At 61.7% G+C, this 20,703-nt stretch carries 18 protein-coding genes; 7 read left to right on the top strand and 11 right to left on the bottom strand.

What is annotated here, in order from left to right:
• Positions 1–52: 52 nt before the first annotated feature.
• The gene (locus CCGE525_RS18845; protein ID WP_120705617.1) at positions 53–1,639 is read left to right on the top strand and encodes an aldehyde dehydrogenase (NADP(+)); all 1,587 of its coding nucleotides are present in this window, start codon (positions 53–55) and stop codon (positions 1,637–1,639) included.
• 195 nt (positions 1,640–1,834) lie between these two features.
• Here CCGE525_RS18845 and CCGE525_RS18840 read toward each other — a convergent pair whose 3' ends face one another.
• The 3 genes from CCGE525_RS18840 to CCGE525_RS18830 form a co-directional block, all read right to left on the bottom strand.
• The gene (locus tag CCGE525_RS18840) at positions 1,835–2,755 is read right to left on the bottom strand and encodes an SMP-30/gluconolactonase/LRE family protein (RefSeq protein WP_120705616.1); all 921 of its coding nucleotides are present in this window, start codon (positions 2,753–2,755) and stop codon (positions 1,835–1,837) included.
• Between the two features lie 143 nt (positions 2,756–2,898).
• Positions 2,899–3,831 (bottom strand): AraC family transcriptional regulator, encoded by a 933-nt coding sequence (locus CCGE525_RS18835; protein ID WP_245472041.1) that lies wholly within the window; start codon positions 3,829–3,831, stop codon positions 2,899–2,901.
• 306 nt (positions 3,832–4,137) lie between these two features.
• On the bottom strand, positions 4,138–4,935 hold the full coding sequence (locus CCGE525_RS18830; protein ID WP_120705615.1) for an SDR family NAD(P)-dependent oxidoreductase: 798 nt from the start codon (positions 4,933–4,935) through the stop codon (positions 4,138–4,140).
• Between the two features lie 129 nt (positions 4,936–5,064).
• On the opposite strand from CCGE525_RS18830, the gene CCGE525_RS18825 reads away from it, so the two are divergent.
• Positions 5,065–6,009, top strand: a complete 945-nt coding sequence (locus tag CCGE525_RS18825) for a GlxA family transcriptional regulator (RefSeq protein ID WP_120705614.1) — start codon at positions 5,065–5,067, stop codon at positions 6,007–6,009.
• Positions 6,010–6,048: 39 nt separating this feature from the next.
• Here CCGE525_RS18825 and CCGE525_RS18820 read toward each other — a convergent pair whose 3' ends face one another.
• The 3 genes from CCGE525_RS18820 to CCGE525_RS18810 all read right to left on the bottom strand — a co-directional run bounded on the left by CCGE525_RS18820 (position 6,049) and on the right by CCGE525_RS18810 (position 10,227).
• Positions 6,049–7,293, bottom strand: a complete 1,245-nt coding sequence (locus tag CCGE525_RS18820) for an adenylate/guanylate cyclase domain-containing protein (protein WP_120705613.1) — start codon at positions 7,291–7,293, stop codon at positions 6,049–6,051.
• Positions 7,294–7,329: 36 nt separating this feature from the next.
• Entirely contained in the window at positions 7,330–8,946 is a 1,617-nt protein-coding gene (locus CCGE525_RS18815) for a DHA2 family efflux MFS transporter permease subunit (RefSeq protein WP_120705612.1), read from the bottom strand.
• A 108-nt stretch (positions 8,947–9,054) separates the two neighbouring features.
• Complete coding sequence (locus CCGE525_RS18810) at positions 9,055–10,227, bottom strand: HlyD family secretion protein (protein WP_120705611.1); 1,173 nt, start codon at positions 10,225–10,227, stop codon at positions 9,055–9,057.
• Between the two features lie 136 nt (positions 10,228–10,363).
• On the opposite strand from CCGE525_RS18810, the gene CCGE525_RS18805 reads away from it, so the two are divergent.
• The 5 genes from CCGE525_RS18805 to CCGE525_RS18785 all read left to right on the top strand — a co-directional run bounded on the left by CCGE525_RS18805 (position 10,364) and on the right by CCGE525_RS18785 (position 15,258).
• The gene (locus tag CCGE525_RS18805; protein WP_120705610.1) at positions 10,364–11,266 is read left to right on the top strand and encodes a LysR family transcriptional regulator; all 903 of its coding nucleotides are present in this window, start codon (positions 10,364–10,366) and stop codon (positions 11,264–11,266) included.
• 113 nt (positions 11,267–11,379) lie between these two features.
• Entirely contained in the window at positions 11,380–12,363 is a 984-nt protein-coding gene (locus tag CCGE525_RS18800; protein WP_120706495.1) for a substrate-binding domain-containing protein, read from the top strand.
• A gap of 386 nt (positions 12,364–12,749) precedes the next feature.
• The gene (locus tag CCGE525_RS18795; RefSeq protein WP_120706494.1) at positions 12,750–13,781 is read left to right on the top strand and encodes a methionine ABC transporter ATP-binding protein; all 1,032 of its coding nucleotides are present in this window, start codon (positions 12,750–12,752) and stop codon (positions 13,779–13,781) included.
• Positions 13,771–14,439: a methionine ABC transporter permease gene (locus tag CCGE525_RS18790; RefSeq protein WP_120705609.1), complete on the top strand. Its 669-nt coding sequence runs from the start codon at positions 13,771–13,773 to the stop codon at positions 14,437–14,439. Before CCGE525_RS18795 ends, CCGE525_RS18790 begins: the two co-directional genes overlap by 11 nt.
• A 42-nt stretch (positions 14,440–14,481) precedes the next feature.
• Positions 14,482–15,258 carry a MetQ/NlpA family ABC transporter substrate-binding protein gene (locus tag CCGE525_RS18785; RefSeq protein WP_120705608.1) on the top strand — a complete coding sequence of 259 codons (777 nt, stop codon included), beginning with the start codon at positions 14,482–14,484 and terminating at the stop codon, positions 15,256–15,258.
• Between the two features lie 203 nt (positions 15,259–15,461).
• Here the strand turns inward: CCGE525_RS18785 and CCGE525_RS18780 are convergent, their stop codons facing one another.
• From CCGE525_RS18780 to CCGE525_RS18760, 5 genes are read right to left on the bottom strand one after another with little or no spacing between them, the layout of a single operon-like run.
• Positions 15,462–16,727: an ABC transporter substrate-binding protein gene (locus CCGE525_RS18780; RefSeq protein WP_120705607.1), complete on the bottom strand. Its 1,266-nt coding sequence runs from the start codon at positions 16,725–16,727 to the stop codon at positions 15,462–15,464.
• A 25-nt stretch (positions 16,728–16,752) separates the two neighbouring features.
• Entirely contained in the window at positions 16,753–17,589 is an 837-nt protein-coding gene (locus CCGE525_RS18775; protein WP_120705606.1) for a carbohydrate ABC transporter permease, read from the bottom strand.
• On the bottom strand, positions 17,586–18,509 hold the full coding sequence (locus CCGE525_RS18770) for a carbohydrate ABC transporter permease (protein WP_120705605.1): 924 nt from the start codon (positions 18,507–18,509) through the stop codon (positions 17,586–17,588). Before CCGE525_RS18770 ends, CCGE525_RS18775 begins: the two co-directional genes overlap by 4 nt.
• Positions 18,502–19,665 carry an ABC transporter ATP-binding protein gene (locus tag CCGE525_RS18765; RefSeq protein ID WP_120705604.1) on the bottom strand — a complete coding sequence of 388 codons (1,164 nt, stop codon included), beginning with the start codon at positions 19,663–19,665 and terminating at the stop codon, positions 18,502–18,504. The genes CCGE525_RS18770 and CCGE525_RS18765 overlap by 8 nt, the downstream gene beginning before the upstream one ends.
• Positions 19,662–20,498, bottom strand: a complete 837-nt coding sequence (locus CCGE525_RS18760) for a metallophosphoesterase family protein (RefSeq protein ID WP_120705603.1) — start codon at positions 20,496–20,498, stop codon at positions 19,662–19,664. The genes CCGE525_RS18765 and CCGE525_RS18760 overlap by 4 nt, the downstream gene beginning before the upstream one ends.
• Between the last annotated feature and the right edge of the window lie 205 nt (positions 20,499–20,703).

Below are 20,703 nucleotides of genomic sequence, written 5' to 3'. Positions count from 1 at the left end.
CTGCTTCTGACGGGCGCAACTCCCGGCGCCCTGGCATCATCAAGGAATACCCATGACACAGTCTTTTGTGATTAGCGGCGATCTGCTGATCGGCGCGGATTCGACCGGCGACAACAAATCCGTGCGCGCCATCAACCCGGCGACCGGCGCAAACCTCGAACCAGCCTTCGCAGTCGCCAGCGAGGCGGAGGTTGCCCGCGCCTGCGAGCTGGCAGGCCAGGCGTTCGATGCCTATCGCGCCACGAGCCCGGAGGCCCGCGCGACGTTCCTGGAAACGATCGCGACCAACATCATGGAGATCGGCGATGCGCTAATCGAACGCGCGACCGAAGAGACCGGCCTGCCGGCTGCCCGCCTGCAGGGCGAGCGCGCCCGCACCGTCGGCCAGCTCCGGCTGTTCGCGCAGGTTGTTCGTTCCGGCGAATGGCTCGACCTGCGTGTCGATCCGGCCTTGCCGGACCGCAAGCCGCTGCCGCGTCCGGATCTGCGCCTGCGTCAGATTCCGCTCGGCCCCGTCGCCGTCTTCGGCGCCAGCAACTTCCCGCTCGCCTTCTCGGTTGCCGGCGGTGATACCGCTTCGGCGCTGGCCGCCGGTTGCCCGGTTGTCGTCAAGGGCCATCTTGCCCATCCGGGTACCGGTGAACTGGTTGGCCGCGCCATCCGCGCCGCCGTCGTCGCCTGCGGTCTGCCGGAAGGCACTTTCTCGCTTCTGACCGGCGCGAACGAGACCGGTGCCGCGCTGGTGCGCAATCCGCATATCAAGGCGGTCGGCTTTACCGGCTCGCGCGGCGGCGGTCTGGCGCTCGGCGCAATCGCGGCGGCCCGGCCGGAGCCTATCCCGGTCTATGCCGAAATGAGCAGCATCAACCCGGTCTTCCTGTTCCCGGCAGCGCTTGCGGCTCGCGCCGAAGCGATCGGTACCGGTTTTGTCGGTTCGCTGACGATGGGCGCCGGTCAGTTCTGCACCAATCCCGGCCTGCTCTTTGCCATTGACGGTCCCGATCTCGATCGCTTCGTTGCTACTGCCAGTGCCGCGCTTACCGGCAGCGTGCCGGCACCGATGTTGACGCCCGGCATCCATGCCGCCTTCGATAATGGTGTTGCAGCCTTTGCTGGCCATGAAGCCGTGAAGACGGTCGCACGCGGCGCTCCGGCGGAAGGCGTCAACCGCAGCCCCGGTGCCTTCTTCGAAACCTATGTCGACGATTTTCTTGCCGACGATCGTCTCGGTCATGAAGTCTTCGGCGCCAGCGGCCTGCTGGTACGCTGCAAGGACATCGACCAGATGATCGCTGTTGCCGAAAAGCTCGAAGGTCAGCTCACTGCTACCCTGCAGATCGATGCTGGCGATTACTCGATCGCCGCAAAGCTGCTGCCGGTCCTGGAGCTCAAGGTCGGCCGCATTCTCGCCAATGGGTGGCCGACCGGCGTCGAAGTCAGCCATGCCATGGTGCACGGCGGCCCGTTCCCGGCAACATCGGACAGCCGCACCACGTCGGTCGGCACGCTTGCCATCCGCCGCTTCCTGCGGCCGGTATCCTATCAGGATCTTCCGGAGGGCCTACTTCCGGTGGAATTGCAGGATGAAGGCGTCAAGGGACTGCCGCATCTGATGGATGGTGTGCGCGGGGGATATTGAGTGCAGAGGAGCCCCTCATCCGGCCTATCGGCCACCTTCTCCCCGTTTTGACGGGGAGAAGGGGAAAGACGCACCCGCGGCCTCCCCTTCAACTACCTACTGGGCGTGGGTACAGAGGTCGTTCCCTCTCCCCGTCAAAACGGGGAGAGGGCTAGGGTGAGGGGTAATCCTGGGATCTGAAGTTGGTTGAAAACCTCAAACAACCGCGTAGACGATCCCCGTGAACGAGCCCGCATGGTGTAGCAGCTCGCGTTCGCCCGAACCGTCCAGCCTGGCGGAGTAGAGGTTGCCGCCGATATCGGTGAAGAACATGCGGTTGTTCGGCAGATCGAGCGACAGGCCGATACCTTCGTCGAGGCCTTCAAGGACGACCTCTGAGGTCGCTGCAATGTTGTCCATGCTGGCGCGGTTGACGGTATTGCCGCGCGGAAGATTGCCGCGGTCGGTCCAATAGATGGTGCGAGTGGCAAGATCGAGTTCGAGGTCGATCGGTTCCGGCAGCTTGTCGAGCAAAGTCTCGATATCACTGCGCTTGGTTGCCGTCTCGCCCTGCGGAATATTGACGCCGGCGCGGAATATGCGTCCGAGACCGGCATCCGGCGGTCCCTTCTGCGTCCAGTAGATCTGTCCGCGCGGCAGGTCGAGCGCGATGCCGACGCACCAGCGTTCGATATCAGCGCTGTCGGCGGGGCTATCGCCGTTCTGGACCAGGGTTTCGATGTCGGAGCCGTCGATATTGGCGCGCATCACCCGCATGCCTTCGCGGTCACACCAGTAGAGCTTGCCACCATCACTGTCGATCTGGATCTGCTTCGGTGTCACCAGCGTGCCGCCCGGCGCAATCAACGTTACATGATTGCTGCCGTCGAGATCAATGCGCTCGATCGAGCCGTCATGGGCATTGTAGTCGGTCCCCATTTCCGTCCAGTAGAGCCAACCGTTTTCGCTGTCGACGAGGATGCCGTCCGGGCTGCGGCTCGGGCGCTGGATGATCAGCTTGAGGTCGGTTCCGTCGATGGCGGAGGAGAGAATTCGCCCATCGTTGATATCGAGGAAAAACAGCCGTTCGGTCTTTCCGGGAGAGGCGGCAGGCGTCCGTACTTCTGCTTCTGACATGAGAGCATCCTTTCAAAGGTCGGATCTGCGGGTCGTCGCGAGAAGATGATGGCATTGCTTGATGACAGCATCATTCGTCTCTGTATTTCCTGTTGAGGATCTGCTGCGGCGCAGCAAAGAATCAAGGGCCTAGATGTCGCGGATCATGTCCGTGACTCGGAACCAGCGAGTGTGGAGATCAGCGTCAGCGGGCTCTTGATGCCATAGCGCCGATCAAGCAACGGCCCTTTGCCGGTGGTCAGCACGGATCGGCCTCTCTCATTGCGACCGGCGCCACATCGAAAGCGGTTGATATCTGCGATTCCCGCCATCGTCCCGGCGTGAGGCCGACGGATTGCGAAAAAAACGCGTGTCAGGTGGCTTTGGTCGGAGAAACCGCACATCAGCGCGATCTCGGCAAGAGGCGTTCCCGTCCGCATCAGCTCCTTGGCGCGGTCGACGCGGCGCTGCATCACCCAGCGATGCGGCGGGATGCCGGTGCTGCGGGCGAAGGCGCGGGCGAAATGGCTGGTGGAAAGGCCGCAGTCGCTGGCAAGCTGCGCGAGGGACACATCCTGATCCAGCCGGGCATTGATCGTGTCGCGGGCGCGGCGCAACTGCCAGGGCGTCAGACCGCCGATCACGGCGGGTCGCACCATCTGCATGCGACCGTAGTGCTGGGCAATATGGGCGTTGAAAGCCTTGCCGACGTGATCGATGAACAAGGCGCTCGTCCGGCCCGGCTGTTCGATGGCCGGGATCAGGCAGGAAAACAGATTTTCGATGACGGTGTCGCCGGTGGCGATGCCGGGCGCGAGCGGAAGTTCGACGATGCGGTCAGTGCCGAGCGTATCGGCAATCTGGTCGAAGGTCCGGCGTGAGAGGTAGATGCTGGTCGTTTCCTCGCGACGCATCTTACCGGGCGGATCGAGGATCAGGCTGGCAAGCCCGATCGTGCCATGCGGGAAGGGAATGACGGGAATGAAGTATTCGCCGAGCTTTACCCGGTCCAACGCCGGTTCCTGACGCTGCAGGCCAAGCACAATACCGGCTTCGCCAGTGCTGCCCGTGACCGTCTCGGGACAGTCCAGGTTCATTCCGTTTTTGCATAGGACAGCTTCAAGCGCACCCGCTGGCGCGCTTAGCCTGAAATAGTCTTCGGACCCCGCACCATGATGCATCGTTGCTACGCCCCAAGCCTCACAACAGCCGGTCCCTCCGAGACCAATGCCAGCGACGATTATCAATTTTTGGAGCACTATCCTAGATAGTGCAGCGCGAAAACAGCAAGTTGAGTCCAAATGTGATGTAAATCTTCTATTGCTAATATAAACAATGCGCCAGCGCCTCACGTAAGGGGATGCTGACGCATCTGATCATATCGTGCGAGCCTTTTCAGCAGCTTAGGCGATCTTGTAACGTTCGGCTGGCTTGGCGCGCGATAGATTGGGCATCATGGCCTGGCGGGCGCCCTCGTAAGCATTCCACTGTGCGATCTCGGGAAGAGCAGGCACGGTCGCGAATTCGCCCTGGTCAAAACCGGCAAGCGCGGAGTCCACCAGATCTTCGGCCGACATGACGATTTCGTTCGGGAGATGCTCGACCGGCGTGCCGGCGATGCCCCAGAAATCGGTGGCGGTGGCGCCCGGCAGCACGACCTGGACCTTGATGTTCTTGTCGGCCAGTTCGTGCTTCAGCGACTGGCTGAAGGCAAGGACGAAGGCCTTGCTGCCGCCGTAAACGCCGTTGAGGACTTCAGGCGCTACGGCAACGATCGAAGCGATGTTGATAATGGCACCGCCACCGCGGGCGACGAAGCCGGGAACCGCCGCATAGGTCAGCCGCGTCAATGCCGTGACGTTGAGGTTGATCATCTGTTCCATCTTGTCGATGTCGGAGGCCAGCAATGGTGCCGTGCCGCCAACGCCGGCATTGTTGACCAACAGAGTAATGCTGGCATCGCTGTGCAAGGTCTCCTCGACGCGGGCGAGATCGGCCTTTTCGTTGAGATCGGCCGCAATGATTTCGACCGTGCGGCCGGTTTCGGCGGTGAGGCGCTGGGCAAGCGTCGTCAGACGATCGCAATTGCGGGCAACCAGGATCAGGTCATAGCCGCGCTGGGCAAGGCGGTGGGCATAGAGGGCGCCGATGCCGGTAGATGCGCCGGTGACGAGTGCGGTGCCTTTGTGTTCGCTAGACATTGTCTGTCTCCTTCGTTTCGGTTCAGAGCGTCGGCATCCGCCGTTCGCTTGAGAGGATTCATAGTCCAGCTTGTTCGCGTCTCAAATGTCATATATACCACCTTTTAGGACAAGATGGAGATTTCGGCCATGCAACGCGTCGCCTTTCTTTTGTTTCCTGGCTTTCAGGTCATGAGCCTGGCCGCGGCCTCGGTATTCGAATTCGCCAATCTCGAAATGAAGGAGCCGATCTACGAGACGCTCTACGTCTCCGAAACCGGCGGAAAAATCATGAGCTCGCTCGGCTTGGCGGTTGAAACTCAGGCGTTTGACGATCCGACGTTCGACACGCTGATTGTCAGCGGCGCGCCGCAGGAGGCTGTCCCGACGGCAGGGGAACGGCTGTTCATGCAGGAGGCGTTGGCGCGTTCGCGTCGTCTGGCTTCCATTTGCACCGGCACTTATTTCCTAGCCCATGCGGGCCTGCTCGATGGGCGGCGAGCGACGACGCACTGGATCGTGGCCCGCGATATCCAGAAGCGGTTTCCCAAGATCAAAATGGAGGAGGACCGCATCTTCATCATCGATGGTTCGATCTGGACGTCGGCCGGCATGACGGCCGGCGTCGATCTGGCCTTGGCCATGGTGGAAAAGGATCACGGCATCGACGTGGCGCGCGCGGTGGCGAAGAAACTCGTCGTCTATCACCGTCGAGCCGGCGGTCAGTCGCAGTTCTCAGCACTCCTGGAGATGGATCCGAAATCTGACCGGATACAGAGCGCGCTTACCTACGCCAAGCGCAATCTGCGCACGCCGTTGTCGGTGGAACAACTTGCCGAAGCCGCCCATTTGAGCCCCCGGCAATTCAGCCGGGCTTTCCGTTCAGAGACGGGGCAGTCGCCGGCCAAGGCAGTGGAGAACCTGCGCGTCGAGGCGGCGCGGTTGATGATGGAGGAGGGGCGGCACTCGATCGACGTGGTGGCGCAGGAAACCGGCTTCGCCGACCGCGAACGCATGCGGCGCGCCTTTCTGCGGGCTTTCGGGCAACCGCCACAGGCGATCCGGCGGAATGCGCAGCGGGAACATGCCGCTTGACTCGATATGGATATCCTCATTGTGGTGCCGGAATAGATGTCAGACGGCAGGTCGTGCGAACAGCTCGATCTCTTCGTCAAATCCCTTGAGCAACCGGCTGCCGATCGAGAAGCTCTGTTGATGGCCGAGCTTCTTGGCAAAATCCCGCGACATCAGTAGCGGCTCGCCGCTATCGCTGCACACGCCCTGTATCCGGCTGACGAGGTTGACGTCCGGGCCGATGACGGTGAAATCCAGGCGGCGGCCGGAGCCGATATTACCGTAGCTGACTTCGCCGTAGTGCAACGCGATGCCGGCCTGCAGCCGGGCATCGGGGAAATGCAGCGTTTCGAGGCGGGCGAGGATGGCATTGGCGGCAGCGAGCGCGGCATCGCTGGAGCGGGTCGCATCATAGCCGGGGAAGACGGCGAGAACGGCGTCGCCCATGAATTTCAAGACTTCGCCGCCTTCGCGGGCAATTGCTGGCACGACGGCATCGAAATAGATGTTCAGCAGTTCCAGCACGCGTTCGCCGGGCAGGCGATTGGAAAGCTCGGTGAAACCGCGGAGGTCGCAGAGCATGAGCGCGGCCTCCATGGTCTCGATCTCGCCCTTGCGGATGTGGCCGGCGAGAATGCGTTGCGCCGTCATCGGGCCGATATAGGTGTCGAGCAGGCTAAGCTCGACCTGCCGCAGCGTCCGGAGCTCGCAGGCATTGCGCAGCGAGGGCATGATGCGTTCGATCAGTTGCCGTTCCGAAACTGTGAAGCCGCCTGGACGTTTGGTGCCGAAAGAGGCGGCGCTGACCGGCCCGTCGGCATTGCAGAGCGGCACGATCATCAATTCCACCAGGTCACGGCCGGCGAATATGTCGAGCTGTTCCCATTGGTCACCGTCATCTCCCCGGCCGGCGATGACGATATCGCGGATGTTCATGGCCTTCCAAAGTGCGCTGTGAAGGAATGTTTGGGTAATGGTCCCGTGCTCGCGGTCGCGGATCTGTACCGGCTCGTTCGGCGACCATGCGACGGAGCGGCCGAGGATTTCCGGATGCAGGGTCATGAGATGCAAGGTCAGTCGGTCGACCGGAAGGCCGAGGCTTCTTAGGCGGCGGCCGAGACCGAAGGTCAGGCCGGCCTCGTCCAGCGCGTGAGCCTCGTCGCCCGAGAGCCATTCGATGAGAGCGAGGATGGCGGCCGGGCTGATGGCGCCCCGCTCGGAGACAGGATGTTCGATATCGAGAAGATCAGACAATGAAGTTGCAGACTGGGAAGTTGCAGGCTGGCGGGTCTTGACGGCGGTCATGATCGTGTCTCCTGAGGCAAGGGTGGGGTGCGGCGCCTAGTGAGCGCCGCCGCCTTCGATATGGCCGGGTTTCTTGAGCAACAGGCTGGCGATGAGGGCTGCGACTAGGGCGACACCGAGCAGGTAGAAGGTGTCGCTGTAAGCCATGATATTGGCCTGTTCCCGCAGGCGCAGCGCGACGGCGACGATGGCTTTGTGCTGGGCTGTCGCAACGTCGGAGACGCCGTGGTTCATGAAGTAGGCGGTCAGTTGCGCAATGCGGGTGCGGGTGGCTTCATCGAAGACCGTGACCGAGTCCGTCAGGATGTTCGAGTGGAACTGCTCACGCTTCTGGGCGAAGGTCTGCAGCATGGCGATGCCGACGGCGCCGCCGAGGTTGCGCATCATGTTGAAGAGCGACGAAGCGGAACCGGCATTTTCTTTTTCGATGCCCGAGGTGGCGATGGCCGACAGCGGAGTGAAGACGAGGGCCTGGCCGATGGCGCGGACGATGTTCGGCCAGAACAGTTGGTCGCTGGCATAGTCTGCCGTCATGTAGATGTTCATGAAGTTCGACGTGGCGAAGAGGGCGAAGCCGACGACGATCATGATGCGCAGGTCGATGCGCTTCATCAGACGCGGAACCAGCGGGATCAACAGGAGCTGCGGGATGCCGGTCCAGGCGAGCACCATGCCGATCTGCTCGGAATTATAGCCCTGAATGCGCGTCAGATAGATCGGCAGAATGAAGACCGAGCCGTAGAGCGCGATGCCTAGCAGGAAGTTGGCAACGATACCGAAGCCGAAGTTGCGGCGCGCCAGCAGGCGCAGGTTCAGGAGCGGATGGGCTGCCCGCAGTTCTATGATCAGGAAGAGGGTCAGCGAGACGGCGGCGATGACCGAAAGGCGGACGATAAATGGCGAGCCGAACCAATCGTCCTTGTTGCCTTCTTCCAACACGGTCTGCAGTGAGGCGAGGCCGATCGCCATGGTGATGATGCCGGGCCAGTCACCCTTGGCCAGCAAGCCGAGGTTCATCGGCGCGCGGTCGAGCGAAGCCCAGAGCATACCGACCATGATCGCGCCGGGGACGAGGTTGACGTAGAAGATATATTCCCAGCCCCAGTTTTCGGTGAGATAGCCGCCGATCGTCGGGCCGATGGCCGGCGCGAAGGTGGCCGACAGCGCGAAGAGGGCAAGGCCGATCGGCTGCTTGGCCTTGGGCAGAAGGGTGATGATGATGGTGAAGGCCATGGGGATCAGCACGCCGCCGGAAAAACCTTGAATGGCGCGCAGGATGATCATCTGCTGCAGGTTGGCGGCAAAGGCGCAGGCAACCGAGAAAATGAGGAACAGGATGGCGTTGACCAGGAGATAGGTGCGCATCGAGAACACGCGTGCGAGCCAGCCGGTCAGAGGAATGACGACGATCTCGGCGATCAGGTAGGAGGTGGAAATCCAGCCGCCGTCGTCCGTGCCGGCGCCGATCGCTCCCTGGATGTCTGCCAGCGAGGCATTGACGATCTGGATGTTCAAGACGGCCATGAAGGCGCCAAGCGTGGAGCTGATGACGGCCGTCCACATCTTCAGCGGGCTCATGGTGGCAGCATCGCTGGCTGCGGGTGCGGGCTTTGCGGAGGAATTGCTGTTAGCGGCGATCTGAAGCGTAGCCATGACGTTTCTCCTCTGGCTCTCTGGAAGAGACAGTCTCACGGGGAGGTCCGAGTGATAATCGAGGAAGGAAGGGAAGGATCATCCAGTTTGGCTGGATAATCCCTCGTCTCAGTGTCCGCCTTGAACTGCGGTCTTGGTGTCGATCTCGGGTTCGACCGACATGCCGGAGCGCAGCAGGCCGGCAAGGCTTGCGTCGTCCAGCGTGATCTTGACCGGAATTCGCTGGACGATCTTGGTGAAGTTGCCGGTCGCGTTGTCCGGGGGCAACAGCGAGAATTCAAGCCCGCTTGCCGGTGATACGCTATTGACATGACCCTTGATGGCGGCGTCCGGGAAGCTGTCGACCTTGATTTCGACCGGCTGCCCCGGGCGAACATAGGTCAACTGTGTTTCCTTGAAATTGGCGACGACATAAACCGCATTAAGAGGAACGACCGCCATCAACTGCGTGCCCGCAGTGACGAATTGGCCGATACGCAGCGTGCGGGCACCGACCGTGCCGTCTACGGGAGCGACAATTCCGGTGTAGGAAAGGTTCAACTCAGCCTGATGGGCGGCGGCGGCGCTGCGATCGCGCTGGGCGACGGCCTGGTCATGCTGGGTCTGAAGGACTGCGATCTTTTTCTGTTCGGCGATAAGAGCTGCCTGATCGCGCTGAAGGTTGGCTGCAGCCTGGTCACGTGCCGATTGGCTTTGTTCGGCGCGCTGCGTCGTGCCGGCGCCATTGCGGATCAGGTTCTGCGAGCGCTGCGAGTCCGCTTCGGCGAAAGTGAGCGAAGCCTGCGAGGCAACGATAGTGGCCTTGGCCTGGTCGATGATCGATTGCTGCAGGGCGATCTGGGCGTCGAGATTGGTAACGGCGGCCTCGGCGGCTTTGACATCGGCTTGAGCCTGGGTGAGGGCTGAGCGATAGTCGCGGTCGTCGATGCGGGCGAGTACCTGGCCGGCCTTGACGCGGTCGTTGTCGTTGACCAGCACCTCGGCGATGTAGCCGGAAATCTTCGGAGCGATAGTGGTGTAATCGGCCTTAACATAGGCATCGTCTGTTGATTCGATGAAGCGGCCGGTTGTCCAATAATGGTAGCCATAATTGCCGATGAAGGCAGCACCGGCCAGCAATGCGGCGGCGATGATCGTGCGCTTGACGATCTTGCCGCCCGACTTGGACTTCGGGGTCTCAGCGGCAGGGGTTCCGGTAGCAGGCGCCTCGGCGACGGCGGGCGTTTTCACATCTGCTTCCAGGACGGTCTGGAACTGTTCCTTGCGCGGCAACTCAACCATTGTCTCTCTCCATGGCCCTGACCTCGGTGCGGAGGTCCTTGTTTCGTTGGCTGGAGAATGCGCCGTGACGCGCCGCGTGATAATGTGCTTATATCGGGAAGGATCATCAACTCAGAGCGGATAATCGAGGGGCAACATGGACAGGCTGACGAGCCTCCAGGTATTCGGGCGCGTGGTGGAATGCGGCGGGTTCTCGGCAGCCGCCAGGCGCCTCAACATGTCGGTCACCATGGTTGGCAACCATATACAATCATTGGAGGACCGGCTCGGCGTCCGGCTGCTCAACCGCACCACGCGCAAGGTGAGCCTCACCGAAACCGGCAAGCTTTATTACGAACGGTCGAGCCAGATTCTCGCCGATTTGGAGGAGGCCGACAGCGCCGCAGGCGCGGCGACCTCGACGCCGCGCGGCACGCTGAAATTCTACACCAGTACGCATATCACCCGCTTCCTGTCGCCTGTCATCAGTGAATATCTGAGCCTCTACCCCTCGGTCACGATCGACTTGAATATCGGCGAGCGGATGATCGATCTGATCGAAGAGGGCTACGATCTCGCCATCCGCACGACGATGCCGCCCGATTCGAGCCTGGTGGCGCGGCGACTGACGCCCTGGCGGCACGTGCTCGTCTGTTCGCCGGACTACATCCGGAGACATCCGGCCGTGACGGCGCCCGCCGATCTGGCAAGCCACAATTGCCTGCGCTATTCCTATTATCCCTACGGCGACGACTGGCGCTTTTTCACTGAGGCCGAGGAACAGGTCAGCGTCAGGGTCGGAGGCAATATCGTCACGACAAGCGCCGAGACGTTGCGCTATATGGCGCAGAACGGTCAGGGGATTTTCCTCGCGCCCAGCTTTCTCATCATGGACGATCTGGTTTCCGGCGCGCTGGTGCGGCTGCTGCCGGACTATAAGCCTGCCGAATTCTCCATCAATGCGATCTATCCCAACCGTACCTATTTGCCGACGAAAACACGGATATTCATCGATCTGGTCGCGGAGCGCTTTGTCGAACATCGGAAATGGATGAGCTGAGGCGACAAGAATCCTTCAAATAACTGTCACGGACCTCGGATAAATAGCCGGCTACTCTGGTGCTCGATCTATTTTCGTTGCTGCCGGACCTGAAGCCGGAGGTGCGTGAGATCATGTCGACGCTCCAGCAAGTCGCCTTTCGTGCCGGCTGCTCGGTTGCGACTGCCAGCCGGGTGTTGAACCGCAATGGCCCGGTCAGCGACGAGATGGTGCGCCGCGTGCGTCGCGCCGCAGCCGAGATCGGCTACCGCACCAGCGGCCGTGCCGGCAATCGGCGGCCGGCAATCGGCGTGCTCATTCCGAGCATCACCAATCCAGTTTTCGCGTCCTCGCTCTCCAGCATCCAGAGCCGCGCCATGCATGCAGGGCACAGCGTACTGATCGCGCAATCGAACTATGATCCGGCGCAGGAAGCGGATGCCGTCGCATCGCTGCTTCAACAGCAGCCGACCGGTCTCATCCTCACGGTCTGCGACCCTGAACATAGTCCCGCTCTTTCCTCGGCTCTGCCGCCGACCGTGCTGCTCGGCAATCTGCCGACGCAACGCTTCACCGCAGCCGTGGCGACCGACAATTTCGGCGCCGGTCGGGATCTGACCGATCACTTCCTGCGCAAGGGGCATAGCCGCATCCTGTTCATCGCCGGCCATTTTGCTGCATCGGATCGAGCCAGGCAGCGCTATCTCGGATATGTCAAGGCGATGGAGGCGGCAGACTATCCGCCATTCGAGCCGTTGGAAATTTCCTTCGTCAACAGCCTGGACCAGCTCGATCTTTCGGACGTCGTGTCGCGCCTGAAGCCGACGGCGGTCATAGCCTCCAATGATCTCCTGGCCATCGGTGTCATGGGTGCGCTGCGGCGCCAGGGGTTTTCGATTCCGCACGACATCTCCGTTGCCGGTTTCGACGGCATCTCCCTCGGCCTACTGATGGAGCTTTCGTTGACGACGGTGGAGATACCGGAAGTGACGATGGGAGCGGCTGCGGCCTCGCTGCTGCTCGACATGGCGGAGAATGCCGCGCCGCCGCGCCACCTGACCGTGCCCTATAGGCTCCGGCCCGGTGGAACAGTGCGTAATCTCAAAGCTGTTTCTTAAGCGGGAACCCAGAATCTCATCGGATCTCATCCGATGGTAGCGGCGCAGTAGGAATATTTTTCCTGCCGCATCCGATAAGCGAACAATAATCCCTGGGCAGCGGCGGGTGGTCGCGGCATAAGTTGCATCAACAAGAGAGGCGGATCGTCTCTCGTGACCGTTTGCCAAGAAAGCTCTCTCCCATGCGCCGGATCCATGTTTGTCTTCGAATGTGCAGCCTGATTGGCTAATCTGTGCATTTGCGGTTATAGAGCCGCCAGTTTGTGAAGACCTACATCCGAGAGCATAGCATGACAACGCAACACGCCGGCCAACAAGCGGCTGCCAGGGCCGCATCAAACGGTCAGTTGGGAAGCGATACGGCGGGCGCAGCGCATTCGGTGCCGATGGTGGCTTTCGAAGGCGCCGGGAAGCGTTACGGGCCTGCCGGCGAAGGCGGCTTCACCGCCGTCGAGAGCGTCGATCTCACCGTTGGACGCGGCGCCATCACCGGCATTATCGGCCGCTCCGGCGCCGGCAAGTCGACGCTGATCCGCATGGTCAACGGGCTCGAGGCCGTCACGTGCGGCAAGGTGCTGGTCGATGGCGTCGACGTCGGCGGGCTCGGTGAGGACGGGTTGCGTAGCCTGCGCCGCCAGATCGGCATGATCTTCCAGCACTTCAACCTTCTGTCGTCGCGCACAGCCTTCGACAATGTGGCATTGCCGCTGGAGATCGCCGGCGTCGACAAAAAGACGATCCGCGCCAAGGTCGGGCCGCTGCTCGATCTCGTCGGTCTCGGCGAAAAGGCCGGCAGCTATCCGTCGGAACTCTCCGGCGGTCAGAAGCAGCGCATCGGCATTGCCCGCGCGCTGGCAACTGACCCGAAACTGCTGCTCTCCGACGAAGCGACCTCGGCGCTTGACCCCGAGACGACGCAGTCGATCCTTGAGCTCCTGAAACGGATCAATGCCGAGCTCGGTCTCACCGTTCTCCTGATCACCCACGAGATGGAGGTGGTGAAAACCATCGCCAGCCACGTGGCTGTCATCGACGCAGGCCGCATCGTCGAATCCGGCCGTACTTTCGATGTCTATACCAACCCGCAGCACGAGACGACGCGCACGCTGCTTGCCTCGGCGCTGAAACTGCCGCATTGGCTGCGCTCCGCCGTCAAGCCGCAGCCGGCGGCCGGCGACCGGGTGCTGGTCCGACTGGTGTTCTTCGGGGACACGGCCTTCAGGCCGCTGACCGGTCGGCTGGTCACCGAGCTCGGCTCGGACGTCAATATCCTTGCCGGCGCGATCGAGGAGATATCGGGCGAGCCCTTCGGTTCCCTTGTCGTCTCCTATTCGGCGGAGCCGGATGTCGTCGCGCGGGCCAATCGCTTCTATGCCGAAACGGGTCTCGTCACGGAGGTGCTCGGCTATGTCCCCTGATATGCTCTTCAACCTGCTCTCCAAGGCGCTGATGCAGACACTGCAGATGGTCTTCGTCGCCGGCATCGTCGGCTCGATCATCGGCCTGCCGATCGGCGTGTTCCTGGCCACCAGCGGCAAGGGCGAGCTGTTTCCGGCGCCGAAAACCAACCGCGTGCTCGGCCTTATCGTTAATGCGGCGCGCTCGACGCCGTTCATCATCCTGGTGGTTGCCATCGTGCCGCTGACGCGCCTTTTGACCGGCACGTCGATCGGCACCTGGGCCGCCATCGTGCCGCTCACCATCGCTACCATTCCGTTCTTCGCGCGCCTGGTCGAATCCGCGATCCGCGAGGTCGACAAGGGCCTGATCGAAGCCGCCCGCGCCATGGGAGCGACGCCGTTCCAGATCGTCTTCAAGGTGCTGCTCGCCGAGGCGCGGCCCAGCATGTTGATGGCGCTGACCATGACCATCGTCAGTCTGATCGGCTACTCGGCCATGGTCGGGGCTGTCGGCGGCGGCGGTTTGGGCGACCTCGGCATCCGCTTCGGCTACCAACGCTTCAATCCCGAGATGATGGTGCTCGTCGTCGTGGTGCTGATCGTGCTGGTGCAGGTGGTGCAGAGCGCTGGCGACGGGCTTGCCCGGCGCTTCGACAAACGCAACCGGAAGAACTGATCTTTTACACGCATAACCAATAGACATACCAAGGAGACACCCATGAAGAAGTTCATCATCGCAGCCGCCATTGCGGCCTTTGCCGCCGGCTCGGCCTTCGCCGAGAACATCAAGGTCGGCGTCACGCCGGGCGAGCACGCGCAGATCATGGAAAAGGTTGCCGAAGTCGCCAAGACCAAGGGCCTGAACATCGAGGTCGTCGAGTTCTCCGACTATGTCGTGCCGAACCAGGCGCTGGCCGATGGCGACATCCAGGCCAACTCGTTCCAGCACCAGCCCTATCTCGACAACCAGATCGCCGACCGCAAGTTCGACCTCGTCAGCATCGGGACGACCATCACCACGCCGATGGGCGTGTATTCCAAGAAGGTGAAGAGCCTGGACGAGCTGAAGGAGGGTGCTACCGTCGCCATCCCGAACGACCCGACCAATGGCGGCCGCGCGCTTCTGGTTCTGGCCAGCAAGGGCCTGATCAAGTTCAAGGAAAACGCGGGCATCAAGGTGACCGTGGCCGATATCGTCGAAAACCCGAAAAAGATCGATTTCGCCGAGATCGACGCCGCGCAGCTGCCGCGCTCGCTTGAAGACGTGGATGCCGCCGTCATCAACACTAACTACGCCATGGAAGCCGGCCTGAATCCGAAGGCCGACGCCATCGCCATCGAAAGCGAAAAGTCGCCTTACGCCAACGTCATCGTCGTTCGCGCTGCCGACAAGGACGCGCCTTGGGCCAAGACGCTGGTCGAATCCTACCACGATGAAAGCATCCGCAAGTTCATCAACGAGCAGTTCAAGGGCGCCGTGATCGCGTCCTGGTAAGACCTGCTCCATCAGGCGAAGACATCGAACGGTCCGGCTCTGCCGGGCCGTTTTTCGTTGGTCTGTGACGCCAATCGACGGCGCTTTAAACTGAACCGTCGATGCCCTTCTACAAATTCCTAGCCGTTAGACTGGGTATGCCCGCAAATGAAAACGCCGCCTCTCCAAAGAGAAGCGGCGTCGAATTCGTGATCAATCAAATATCAGCTGCGCGGCAGCATGCCTTCGACGTCGGAAGCGGCGTCGTCAAGCGCTTCCTTCGGCGTGGCCGAACCGTCGACGATGCGCGACAGGTTGTCGACGATCGTCTGAGTGACCTTGACGCCGTTTGCGCCGGGGAAGGCGTACCACGGGATCATCAGCGGCATCTGGTTGAGGCTTGCCTGGAAGAGCGGGTTCTTCTTGTAGAAGTCGCCAAGATAGTCGGCCGACTTGGCAGCAAGCTCGTTGTTCGGCACATAGCCGGTGCCGGGCACGACAACCGAAGCGCCATAGGGGCCGGCGGCGAACTTGGCGAACTTCCAGGCGGCTTCTTCCTTGACCGGATCATGCGTCAGGATGACGACGGCGTTGCCGCCGGTCGGCAGGTGGCCGTTGACCGGGTCGATCAGTGGGATCTTGGCGGTGCGCAGGTCGAACTTGGTGCCGACATTCTTGATCGTGTTGATCAGAGCGCCGGTGGTCTGGAATTCGAAGCCGACCTTACCGGCGGCAAAGGCCTGTTCGCCTGCCGGCTTGGTGAAGACCGGCATGCCGCCTTCCTTGACCATGCGTTGGATCATATCGACGGCCTTCTGGCCTTCCGGACCGTTGAAGGCGACCTTGGTTTCGTCGTCGCTCAGCATCTTGCCGCCGGCGCCGAAGAGGAGGGCGGAGAACATCCAGTCGTCGCCCTGCCAGCGGAAATCGATGCCGTCGACACCGTTGCCGAGAGCCTTGATCTTGCCGCCAAGCGCTATGACTTCATCCCAGGTCTTCGGCGGGTTGTTCGGGTCGCCGCCGGCTGCCTTCACGAGGTCGGCGTTGTAGTACATGATCGGGTTCGACGTCGCGAAAGCGAGGCCGACCTGCTTGCCCTTGACCTGGGCGAGCTTGAGAATGGTGTCGGAGAAGCCCTGGGCGGCCATGTCGCCGTCCTTCTGGACCAGCGGTCCGAGATCGACGGCGACATTGCGCTCGTCCATCATGCGCAGGCGGTTGAGGCCAATGAAGGTGACGTCGGGCATTTCATTCGTGCCGGCTTCGCGCAGGATGGTCTGGATGCCTTCCTCGTAGGTGGCCGAAGGAGCAGCGAACTGGATCTTGATGTCGGGATTTTGTTCCATGAACTTCTTCGAGATCGTGTCCATCACGTCCTTGAAGAAGCCGGGCATCGGGTAGTGAACCGTCAGGGTCGTTTCGGCGTAGGCCGGGACCGACACGACCATCGAAATGGCCGCGGCGGTGAGAATCTGGGTGATATGCTTCATCGCTCGTTCTCCTGTTTCGAACCGGTCATCCTTTGAGACCGGTCATGGTGATGCCCTCGACGAAGCGCTTCTGCGCGAGAAGGAATGCGACGACGAGGGGAAGGGTGATAATCAGCGTGGCGGCCATCAGCGCGCCGTAATCGTCGCCCGCCTCGGCAGCGCGGAAATACATGAGGCCGAGCGGTGGCGTGGCGTAGTTCTGGTTGCTGATGACGATCAGCGGCCAGTAGAGGTCGTTCCAATGCGCGACAACGGAGAAGATCGCGAAGGCGGTCACGGCCGGCCAGGCGTTCGGCACGATGACGCGGGCGACGATACCGAGCTCGGACATACCGTCGAGGCGGGCAGCGTGGATCAGATCGTCCGGCATGGCGCGGAAGAACTGCAGGAACATGAAGATCGCGAAGACCGAGATCGAGAAGGGCGCTACCAGGGCGGTGTAGCTGTTCAGCAGGGAAAGACTGTTGAAGGCGACATAGAGCGGCAGGGCCGTGGCGTGGATCGGGATCAGCAGGCCGAGCATGATCAGCACCATCATCGTGCGCGCGGCGCGAAACTTCAGCTTGGCCATGGCGTAGGCGCAGGGGATGGCGATCAGCACCTGAAAGAAGAAGATCAGGCCGCAGACGAGGACGCCGTTGAGCAGCAGCGTACCCATCGGCACCTTGCTCAGCGCATGGGTGATGTTCTCGACGTAGAAGATATGCGTCGGGATCAGCTTCAGGGCCGAGGTGAAGATATCGTCCTGCGCCTTGCCGGCGGTCGAGATCATGAAGATGTAGGGCGCCAGGAAGACGAGCGAGCCGAGGATCAGCACCGAGAGGCGCAGGATGCGGCCGGGGGTGAAGCCTGTGGAGGTCATGAGTAATGCACCTGCCGGTCGAGGACGCGGTATTGCAAGAAGGTCAGCACCACCAGGATGGCGAGAAAGACCGTCGTCATCGCCGAGGCATAGCCGACTTCGAGATAGACGAAACCTTCCTGATAGATGGTGAAAAGCAGGACTTCCGAGGCATGGTTCGGGCCGCCATCAGTCAGCGTCTTGACAGTATCGAAGACCTTGACGGCATTGATGATGCTAATCGTGGTCACGAACAGTGTCGTCGGCCCAAGCATCGGCCAGGTGACCAGCCAGAAGCGGTCGAGAGCCGATTTTGCGCCATCCACCTCGGCGGCGGCGTAGAGCTCGCGAGGAATGGCGGTGAGGCCGGCGAGGAACAACACCATATTGAAGCCGACAGACTGCCAGATGCCGATGATCGACAGGCTGTAGAGCGCCGTTGCCGAAGAACCGAGCCAGTTCGGGCGCGGCAGGCCGATGTCGGCGAGCATGGCATTGATCGGGCCGATGGTCGGATGGAAGAGATATTGCCAGACAGTCGCCATGGCGACGATCAGTGAGGCGACCGGCAGGAAATAGGCGGTGCGGAAGAAGCTGCGGCCAATACCTTCGCTTTCGATCAGCAACGCCACGCCGAGCCCAAGCACGATCGAGACGGGCGCGACGATAATGGTATAGATCGTCGTGTTCCACAGGGACTTCTGGAATGTGCGGTCCCTGAGCAGATGTGCGAAATTCTCGAAGGCGACAAAGCGAAAGCTCTTGGCGCCGAGCTGGAAATCGGTGAAGCCGAGAAAGACGACGGCAACGATCGGCAGGAGAACGAAAAGCACGATCAGGATGATGGCCGGCAGCGCCAGCAGCAGGGCCGTACGAGCCTCGCTGCGCTCGCGTGCGGCCACCGATTGCATCGGAATAGCCGTGGCGGCGATGCTAGCCATGGGCCTTCTCCCTGGTCGCATCAACTGCAACGGGCGCGGCGCTCAAGCGGCGGCCGTCTTCGGCAAAGACCATCGCCTGTTCGGCTGTCAGGGTCAGCGCAATGGGCATGTCGGCCGAAAGGCCGGCAACTTCGGCTGGCGCGAGCTTGACGACCATGGTTTCGCCGATGGCGTCGAGCTTGGCATAGACGATGACTTCGGAGCCGAGGAACTCTAGGCGTTCGATATGGGCTGCGAGCGCATCCTGTCGGCCCTGGGTGAGGCGAACGAACTCCGGCCGAATGCCCAGCGTGACATTGTTGCCAGTAAAGCTACCGCCTTCCAGCGCGAGCCTTATGCCACCGAAGGCGACGGTGCCGTTCTCGACCAATGCCGGCAGGAGGTTGATGCGCGGCTGGCCGACAAAGCGGGCGACTTCGATATGGGCCGGGTCGTCATAGATCGTCTGCGGCGCGGCCAGTTGCAGCAGTTGGCCGCCGATCATCACGGCGACGCGGTCGGCCATGGAAAGCGCCTCGGCCTGATCATGCGTCACATAAACCGTCGGCACGCCGGCGCGGCGATGCAGCTCGACGATTTCCCCGCGGGCATGGACGCGCAGGTTGGCGTCAAGATTGGAGAGCGGTTCGTCCATCAAGAAGACGCTCGGCTGGCGCACCATGGCTCGGGCGAGTGCTACGCGTTGCCGCTGGCCGCCGGACATCTGGCCTGGCTTGCGGTCGAGCAGATGGTCGATCTTCAGCGATGTCGCCATCTCGCGGACATCGCGGAGGATGCCGGCGCGGATCTTCTTTTGACCGGGGATCAGCGCGCCGATGAAGGGCAGGCGCTGCACGCGCGTCAGGCGACGCATGGCGAGCGGCACGGCGATATTTTCCGATGCCGTCAGATGCGGATAGAGCGCATAGGACTGGAAGACCATGGCGATGTTTCGGTCGGCCGCCGCCACGCCCGAGATGTCGCTGCCGGCGACCAGGATTTCGCCGCCGTCGGCATGATCGAGCCCGGCAAGAATGCGCAGCAGCGTGCTCTTGCCGCAGCCGGACGGGCCGACGAGGGCGATGAACTCGCCGGGCTCGACCTCGAGGCTGACGCCCTTCAGGATGTCGTTGGCGCCGAAAGACTTGGTGATGTCGCGAAGCGAGAGCGTGCTCATGCCGTCGGCTCCCGCTGAACTTTATGGGCTTCGTGCGGATAAACCTCCTCGACGACATCGTCGAAGTAATAGGTCGTCATGCCGGGAACGGCGACGATTTCGGTCGTCACGTCGTCGCCAAGCTCGTGCACGGCAGCGCCGATCAGACGTTCGCCCGGCATCAGACGCTCCATTTTATCGAGAATGAAGGAGGCGGCCGGCGCCCAGACCAAGGCCGTGTTGTCGAACTGCCCTTTCCAGGCCCAGTGCAGGTGGCCGCTGCCGAAAAGGGCGACGTCATGGGCTGCAATCAGATCGTAGAGACGGCGGCGCTGCGCCGGGCGCACGCTCCAATAGCCGGTGTCGCCTTCATCGGGCTCATCGACGAATAGCGGCTTGTGGGCGAAGAGCGCCACGCGCCGGCCGCCACGGCTTTCGAGCATTTCCTGCAGCCAGTCGAACTGCTTCTGTTCTTCGGCGTCCTCGAAGCCCATCAGCAGGCTGTCGAGGCCGATCAGCCGCCAGTTTTCGAGATCTTCAGCCCAATAATCCGGGCCGACGAGCCGACGCCAACGCTGCAGCCGCTCAGCATTTACGGGTTGAAGAGAACCGGGCAGATGGCCGACATCATGATTGCCGGGCACGATCAGCATCGGCACTGAGATCTGCCGCATGAGGTCCATGGAAAAGGCGATATCCTCATCCTTGTCGGCGCCGTCGACGCTGAGATCGCCGGTATGGACGATGAGATCGGCACCGCTCGCTTCGATCCACTGCGCCAGGGGCTCCCAATTTCCGTTGAAATGCGGCTTGCTCGGGCTGAAATGCGTGTCGGTGATCTGGATGATCTTCAAGGCGCTTCTCCGAAAATCTTAAAAGGAGAGCGCTTGCGGAGGGAGTTTCCTTCAAGACCGGCGCTTCTCGCCGCCCTGTTTAGAAGGCCCTGATGTCAGTTAGGTAACGGGTCTTTTCATCTGTTTTCCAGTTTTGTCACATCATCGTCAAATGGCGCCGATGCCCGTCATATGCCTCATTAAGACACTATACGCAGGGGTTGCA

Origin of the sequence: Rhizobium jaguaris, assembly GCF_003627755.1 — a bacterium.
Lineage (GTDB): Bacteria > Pseudomonadota > Alphaproteobacteria > Rhizobiales > Rhizobiaceae > Rhizobium > Rhizobium jaguaris.
Note: the sequence above shows the minus strand (reverse complement) of the source record. Positions and strands in the feature narration are given on the sequence as shown.

Bases quoted from the DNA above. Each gene is read 5' to 3' on its own strand.
- CCGE525_RS18845 (WP_120705617.1), top strand. From the start codon at position 53: ATGACACAGTCTTTTGTGATTAGCGGCGATCTGCTGATCGGCGCGGAT.
- CCGE525_RS18840 (WP_120705616.1), bottom strand. From the start codon at position 2,755: ATGTCAGAAGCAGAAGTACGGACGCCTGCCGCCTCTCCCGGAAAGACC.
- CCGE525_RS18835 (WP_245472041.1), bottom strand. From the start codon at position 3,831: ATGAACCTGGACTGTCCCGAGACGGTCACGGGCAGCACTGGCGAAGCC.
- CCGE525_RS18830 (WP_120705615.1), bottom strand. From the start codon at position 4,935: ATGTCTAGCGAACACAAAGGCACCGCACTCGTCACCGGCGCATCTACC.
- CCGE525_RS18825 (WP_120705614.1), top strand. From the start codon at position 5,065: ATGCAACGCGTCGCCTTTCTTTTGTTTCCTGGCTTTCAGGTCATGAGC.
- CCGE525_RS18820 (WP_120705613.1), bottom strand. From the start codon at position 7,293: ATGACCGCCGTCAAGACCCGCCAGCCTGCAACTTCCCAGTCTGCAACT.
- CCGE525_RS18815 (WP_120705612.1), bottom strand. From the start codon at position 8,946: ATGGCTACGCTTCAGATCGCCGCTAACAGCAATTCCTCCGCAAAGCCC.
- CCGE525_RS18810 (WP_120705611.1), bottom strand. From the start codon at position 10,227: ATGGTTGAGTTGCCGCGCAAGGAACAGTTCCAGACCGTCCTGGAAGCA.
- CCGE525_RS18805 (WP_120705610.1), top strand. From the start codon at position 10,364: ATGGACAGGCTGACGAGCCTCCAGGTATTCGGGCGCGTGGTGGAATGC.
- CCGE525_RS18800 (WP_120706495.1), top strand. From the start codon at position 11,380: ATGTCGACGCTCCAGCAAGTCGCCTTTCGTGCCGGCTGCTCGGTTGCG.
- CCGE525_RS18795 (WP_120706494.1), top strand. From the start codon at position 12,750: ATGGTGGCTTTCGAAGGCGCCGGGAAGCGTTACGGGCCTGCCGGCGAA.
- CCGE525_RS18790 (WP_120705609.1), top strand. From the start codon at position 13,771: ATGTCCCCTGATATGCTCTTCAACCTGCTCTCCAAGGCGCTGATGCAG.
- CCGE525_RS18785 (WP_120705608.1), top strand. From the start codon at position 14,482: ATGAAGAAGTTCATCATCGCAGCCGCCATTGCGGCCTTTGCCGCCGGC.
- CCGE525_RS18780 (WP_120705607.1), bottom strand. From the start codon at position 16,727: ATGAAGCATATCACCCAGATTCTCACCGCCGCGGCCATTTCGATGGTC.
- CCGE525_RS18775 (WP_120705606.1), bottom strand. From the start codon at position 17,589: ATGACCTCCACAGGCTTCACCCCCGGCCGCATCCTGCGCCTCTCGGTG.
- CCGE525_RS18770 (WP_120705605.1), bottom strand. From the start codon at position 18,509: ATGGCTAGCATCGCCGCCACGGCTATTCCGATGCAATCGGTGGCCGCA.
- CCGE525_RS18765 (WP_120705604.1), bottom strand. From the start codon at position 19,665: ATGAGCACGCTCTCGCTTCGCGACATCACCAAGTCTTTCGGCGCCAAC.